The 5,862-nt window shown below is 38.1% G+C and carries 7 protein-coding genes and 1 pseudogene; 1 reads left to right on the top strand and 7 read right to left on the bottom strand.

Annotation, left to right across the window (positions count from 1 at the left end):
* Positions 1-1,207: pseudogene (locus UIB65_RS05495) on the top strand (hypothetical protein); the annotation flags it as partial.
* Positions 1,208-1,360: 153 nt separating this feature from the next.
* On the opposite strand, the gene UIB65_RS05490 reads toward UIB65_RS05495, so the two are convergent.
* The 7 genes from UIB65_RS05490 to UIB65_RS05460 form a co-directional block, all read right to left on the bottom strand.
* The gene (locus UIB65_RS05490) at positions 1,361-1,528 is read right to left on the bottom strand and encodes a hypothetical protein (RefSeq protein WP_330040117.1); all 168 of its coding nucleotides are present in this window, start codon (positions 1,526-1,528) and stop codon (positions 1,361-1,363) included.
* A 461-nt stretch (positions 1,529-1,989) separates the two neighbouring features.
* Positions 1,990-2,781 carry a hypothetical protein gene (locus tag UIB65_RS05485; protein WP_330040115.1) on the bottom strand — a complete coding sequence of 264 codons (792 nt, stop codon included), beginning with the start codon at positions 2,779-2,781 and terminating at the stop codon, positions 1,990-1,992.
* Positions 2,782-2,983: 202 nt separating this feature from the next.
* Entirely contained in the window at positions 2,984-3,535 is a 552-nt protein-coding gene (locus UIB65_RS05480; protein WP_330040113.1) for a hypothetical protein, read from the bottom strand.
* A gap of 14 nt (positions 3,536-3,549) precedes the next feature.
* Positions 3,550-4,149 carry a hypothetical protein gene (locus UIB65_RS05475; protein WP_330040111.1) on the bottom strand — a complete coding sequence of 200 codons (600 nt, stop codon included), beginning with the start codon at positions 4,147-4,149 and terminating at the stop codon, positions 3,550-3,552.
* Between the two features lie 52 nt (positions 4,150-4,201).
* Entirely contained in the window at positions 4,202-4,642 is a 441-nt protein-coding gene (locus tag UIB65_RS05470; RefSeq protein ID WP_330040109.1) for a hypothetical protein, read from the bottom strand.
* 25 nt (positions 4,643-4,667) lie between these two features.
* Entirely contained in the window at positions 4,668-5,243 is a 576-nt protein-coding gene (locus tag UIB65_RS05465) for a hypothetical protein (RefSeq protein ID WP_330040107.1), read from the bottom strand.
* Positions 5,244-5,506: 263 nt separating this feature from the next.
* Positions 5,507-5,862: peptidoglycan-binding domain-containing protein (locus tag UIB65_RS05460; protein WP_330040105.1), on the bottom strand; the 356-nt coding region annotated here is incomplete at its 5' end.

Genomic DNA, 5,862 nt, shown 5'->3' with positions numbered 1-5,862 from the left:
TGTCATAAGCGAAGAGGAATATGAAAAAAGACAAAAGCAATACGAATATGAAGCAAGATGCAGTGAACTGAACCGGCAAAAGAGATACGGAGAATATATCGATTTGCTGAATCATATGATTGATGATTTGGGCTACAGGAGATACAGCTATTTCCAGAAGCTGTGCGTTGCCTACAGAAGACTCAAAGACTACGACAACGAATTGAGAATTATCAGCAAGTATATGAACGGGGAATCGGCACAAACCAAAGTCAGCGACGAATGGTTTGAAAAAAGGCTGCATGATGTTGAGCTCATCAAAAAACCGGAAAAAGAAAAGGCTTCCCCGATTCCTTCGGAATTTGACGAAAAGACAGCTTATGAAATTCCATTCAACAGGGACGAATTCGATCTGGACACCCCTCCAATCCATGAATACGATTCCACTTTGGATGAATTTGAGAACTTGAAAAGAAAAAACATTCTGATACAGTACGGAAAAATGCTGGTTCAAAATAAACGTACCGGCGATGCAGTCAGGCATTACAGATATCTCTGCAACAATACCTATTTTTCAAATGACTGGTATCCCTACAGGCAGCTTGCGATAATATATGCCCAAACAAAAGACTACCAGTCCAATCTGATAAACATCAAAAGACTATTGCGAAGCAAAACCTATCTCAACAGATACCAGCATATATGGTTTGGCGAAAAGATACGCCAGATAATGGAAAAAGAGGACGTCGATGAATATGAAATCGGCAGATGGTTTGAATACTACCAGTCACACGGAGCCCTGAACGAAAAAAAGACAAACAGATTTTTAGCCGACAGGTTCATTGAAAAGGATAAGGACACCGTCATTGTCCTGACAGACGAATCATTCAATAACCGCCAGGAGAGATATGCCCTTGAAGAAACAGGACGCATTTATGAAAGGGTGGGAAACTATAAACTTGCCATAGCCCATTACAAAAAAATCATTGACGAAAAGGAATTTGACTCCTATAAGTTTTATCAAAGAATCTGCTGCTGCTCGCAAAAGCTTAAGGACTATGAGAGTGAACTGAAAGCCATCAAAGCATATTATGCCAACCCTCCGGGAAACGCCAGCAAAGCCAGTGATGACTGGTTTGAAAAAAGATTAAGAAAAGTCAATGCCAAATTGAATACAGAATATAGCGTTGATGATTTTAAATCCCAGACTAAACGAATGCGGGATTAATGTTAAATCTGAATAAAAGTCAGTGAAGGGGAAAATTCATCTCCCAAAAGTTCAAAAGCAACCAGTAGGGTATGGAGCAACGGATAGATTGTCACCGCCCATACAACCGGCATTATTGGTAAAAAAAAATAATTTGTCCTTACAGAACTGCCATCATAATTCCTTAGCTATCTCATCGCCCAAGGCTGTCAGTCTGTACAGGCGTCCTTTTCTGACGGATTCATCCAGACATTCCGCCACATTTGCATCTTTCAGCTCGCGCAAGACCTTTGAAATATGGTTTGGTCTGATTCCGGCATCTTTAGCAATCTGTGTCGGCATCTTCACGTCATCCTTTAATGCCTTTACAGTCTTTACGCGATAAGAGGAAATATTTACATAAGCATATGTTTTTAATGTTTCATCATCGATAGTAACACAACCTTGTTTTTAATAACATCCATTTTATATTTAAGTTTATCTACAATCTGTAAAAAAATATCCGCACCAGACATTTACAGGCAATGCCAAATTCAATATGACACCAATAGCAAAGCATCACAATCACAGGCATCTGCCGAGAAAAAATAGGACCACCCCAAATGGGTGATCCTTGCTAATGCGCAGTCCACATTTCACTCAAAATATGAACTACAATACAATATATGTACAAACAGATATATAAATTTCAACCGGCTGATGAGGTCATCGGCCAAATATCAAAAAGAAATGATTAAGATAAGAGGTCTTTAAAAAAAAGTTGCAGATGTCGGCAAAACATCCGCCTTTGCAGTTTTTTCAAATCATCCGAACAAATTATTCATAAGCTCTGCAGTGTCTGTTTCATCAGCCTTTTCACTAATCATCGATTCGACAACCTCAACCAGTGAAAGGCCTTTTATCTCACCAATCAGGTTCAGTTTCTTATGCAACTCGCCTGTGAGCGTGACGGTTACCTGCTTTGGAATATCCTCCATGGTATAGCAGGCACTGTCCTTTTTAACTGCAAGTTCAAGCTGAAAGGCAATGACATCATTTTTAAGCTCATCCTCAAAGGATACGTCCTTAAACTCACCTATCAGCTCATCGAACTGCAGGGACCTTCTAAGCAAATCTGCCCTGATGAGTTTCAGGTTGTCCTCCTCTTCCCCGCTTTCAGCATCGACGCAATCAATTGATTTTAAAGCCAATTTTCTCACATCAACTGCAAGACCGTCCTGTGCATCGTCACATGCCCATGCGCAGTGAAGAAGTGAAAAAAATTGGGACCTGAAATCGTTTTCAGCTTCGGATATCAAAAAACGTCTGAAAAACCTTTTGGACAAATCGGATTTGAATCCGTAACCTCTGCAGGTGAGATATTCATCGCCTTTTAAAAAATCATCGGCAGCACAAAGTTCATCTTCAATGTCTCCTGCAACATATCCGCAGTGGGGACATTCCTGAAGCCATGCAAACATGCTGCTTCTTCTCATTTCAGAAGGTCTTAAATCCAAATCGGGATATCCGAAAGTGCTTGTACTTGTCACTACATTTTGTGGTGAGGTTTTGGTGCATACTGCACATTTCTTGTCAAAATTTCTAACAGTGGTCATACACTAAAAATGCATTCAGGTAGTATATAAAGTTTCTGATGGGATTAGAAAGTCACTTCAGGACTTCCCATCCCACCAAATCCATGCAAAGGACAGGTTTCTGCACAACCATCCCAAGTTCGTAAAGGCAATTGATTATCTCATATTGCTACCATATGATTAAATATTTCTTGAGTAAATTTATTCAGAACTTTATCTTTTATCAGTATCCTAAACTAGCTTTTTGTGCTTCCCATTCTTCATGACTGTTAGCGCTTTTACCATAAACTTGAAGTGTTCTGTAATCAGCTTCACTAATTGGGTATCCAGTATCTGAAAGGTACTGTGGTTTACTTGAACTCTGCTCAACTGTAGCTTTAACAACCTTTTCCTTAATGGTCAATTTCTGTGTTGTATTATTTCCAGTGTAGTTTTCATTTCCGCCATAGCTGACATCAACATCATATTTGCCTTTAGTGAGCTTCAAATCCATTTTTGCATTGCCTTTATCGTTAGTTTTGACAGTCTTATTTGCCACAACCTTGCCTTTGCTGTCCTTGATTGTTATGTTGACTTTTTGCTTGGACAAAGGAGTTTTGTTCAAATCAGTCAGCTTAACAGACAACTCATCTCCTTCAGTTAAAGTTTTATTGCTGGTAACTTTGATTTTTGTGGGTTCCTTTGCATGCATCGGCTTCAATACCATAAATCCGATTGCAGCAGCAAGAACAACAATTATCACGACCAATATTATGATTATGTTTTTGTTTTCCATAATTTTAAACTCCCTCATTTAAATCCGAGACTGTGTACTTCACCAGTCCTTACATCTACAGTTCTCATGTAACCATCCGCATATTCCTGCTTAACATGATTTTCATCAATGAAATATCTGTTTGTTTCAGGATAAGGGTCATTGGTTGGAGGCAAATTATTAATGTCATACCCAGAGCCGGACGAAGACTTTGAATTGGATGAAACCAATTGAGCCTGTGCAACCTTTTCCTTGATTGTCAGTTCCTGCGAGGTATTGTTTCCAGTGTAGTTTTTATTTCCACCATAATTAACTGCTACATTGTATTTTCCTTTATCCAGCTTCAAATCCATTTTTGCATTGCCTTTGTCATTTGTTTTAACCATCTCATTTGCCACAACCTTGCCTTTGCTGTCCTTGACTGTGATGTTGACATTCTCATCGGATATTGGAGTTTTATTTAGGTCTGTCAGTTTAATGGTCAGCCCATCGCCTTCAGCCAATGTCTTATTGCTGGTAATTTTTACTTTACTTGGTTTTTTACTATCGAACGGATGCAGTACTGTTATTCCAATCATAACTGCAAGTATCAGAATAATTACAATCAATATTGTGATTATGTTTTTGTTTTCCATTTAATTTCCTCCAAAAAAAATATACTATAAAGTTTCACCTGCTTAATTCTGGTTAAAATTTAACTTCGACTTTTTGGATTTCCACACCTCTGCTTACGGGATACTTGTGGTGTTCGCCACCCTGGCCATTGCCCCAGTCACTCCATTTCCACTTTCCATCCATGCAGAAATATGCTCTGGACATATAGGAATCCTTGTTAACTTGTTGGCCGTTTTTGTACAGGTAAACGTCAAATCCTCCAACCGAAGATCCCATCCATTTGCTTGCCTTAACTGTATACTCACCGGCAGTTGCACTATAAGTTTTGTCAAATTCAGGCAATTCCACAGTTATGGTATCTGGCGCACTTGAAGATTCCTGCACAACTTCCTTCTGGTTAGTTTCAGCATTTGTCTGCTTTTTCTGGTTTTGCTGTGTAAACATTATCCCGACAGATAATGCCAGGATAATAATTACCAAAACAAGTATTATGATTATGTTTTTGTTTTCCATTTGACTTCCCCGCATAATCCAATTTTTATACCATTGCCTGGTATTTTTCCACCAATTCCGGAGACTTTGTGTATACCGACATTGGTATTCCATCATCTGCGGCTTTTTGCCTTGCGGCATATATTTTTCTTGTTTCTTCAGGCATATGACTGCCGCTTGATTGAGATGATGAATCCTGTGAGCTTGCCTGTTCAACTGTAGCTTCAACAACCTTTTCCTTAACAGTTAATGTTTGTGTAGTATTATTTCCAGTGTAGTTTTCATTTCCACCATAGTGGACATCAACGTCATATTCTCCTTTCTTCAGCTTCAAATCCATTTTTGCATTGCCCTTGTCATCTGTTTTGACAGTCTTATTTGCCACAACCTTGCCTTTGTCGTTTTTGACTGTGATGTTGACTTTTTGCTTGGACAATGGAGTTTTATTCAAATCAGTCAGCTTAACTGACAGGTCATCTCCCTCAGTTAAAGTTTTATTGCTGGTAACTTTGATTTTTGTTGGTTGTTTTGCATGCATTGGCTTCAATACCATAAATCCGATTGCAGCAGCAAGAACAACAATTATCACGAGCAATATTATAATAATATTTTTGCTTTCCATTTCAGTTCCTCCAAATAAACATACCAGTTAATACTATTTATTACACAATTTACATTTTAACATTTTCGACAGCAAAAACAATGCCCCAATAATAAAAAGTAGATATGAATATTTTATGGATTAATACAAAAACAGTTAAATAAACAGTCAATCATTAAAGCAAAAGAAATTGATTATAAAAAATAGTGAAGTCATGCAAGCAAATGTATATGAAAAAAATAAAAAAATAGAGATAGATGCAAAGTTGCATCTACTATTAAAATTTAAATTAATCCAAGTTTTTTGGCAGTCTTTTCGTCGACTTTTCCTGTGACTTTGATGATTTTGTCGTTTTGGAACTCCTTGACAGACCTTACAGTGCAGTCGCCGTAGATTCCGTCAACTACAAGATAGTAACCCTGATAGGTAATATAGTATCCATTGTTTTTCAAAGCACGTTGGATCTTTTTGACGATTGCTGAGTTTTTGCTTCCTTTGGAAACTGTTTTCCACACAGACTTGACCTTAATGGTTACCTTTTTGGTTGCCTTGTTGTAGTACTTGTTTCCTTTATAGGTTACAGTTGCCTTGAATTTGCCTGCTTTGTTGAGCTTGGTAATCTTGAAGGTAGCTTTGCCTT

The sequence above is a fragment of the Methanobrevibacter sp. genome (assembly GCF_036307625.1).
In the GTDB taxonomy this organism is placed as follows: domain Archaea; phylum Methanobacteriota; class Methanobacteria; order Methanobacteriales; family Methanobacteriaceae; genus Methanocatella.
This window is presented reverse-complemented; position numbering and strand designations above follow the sequence as displayed.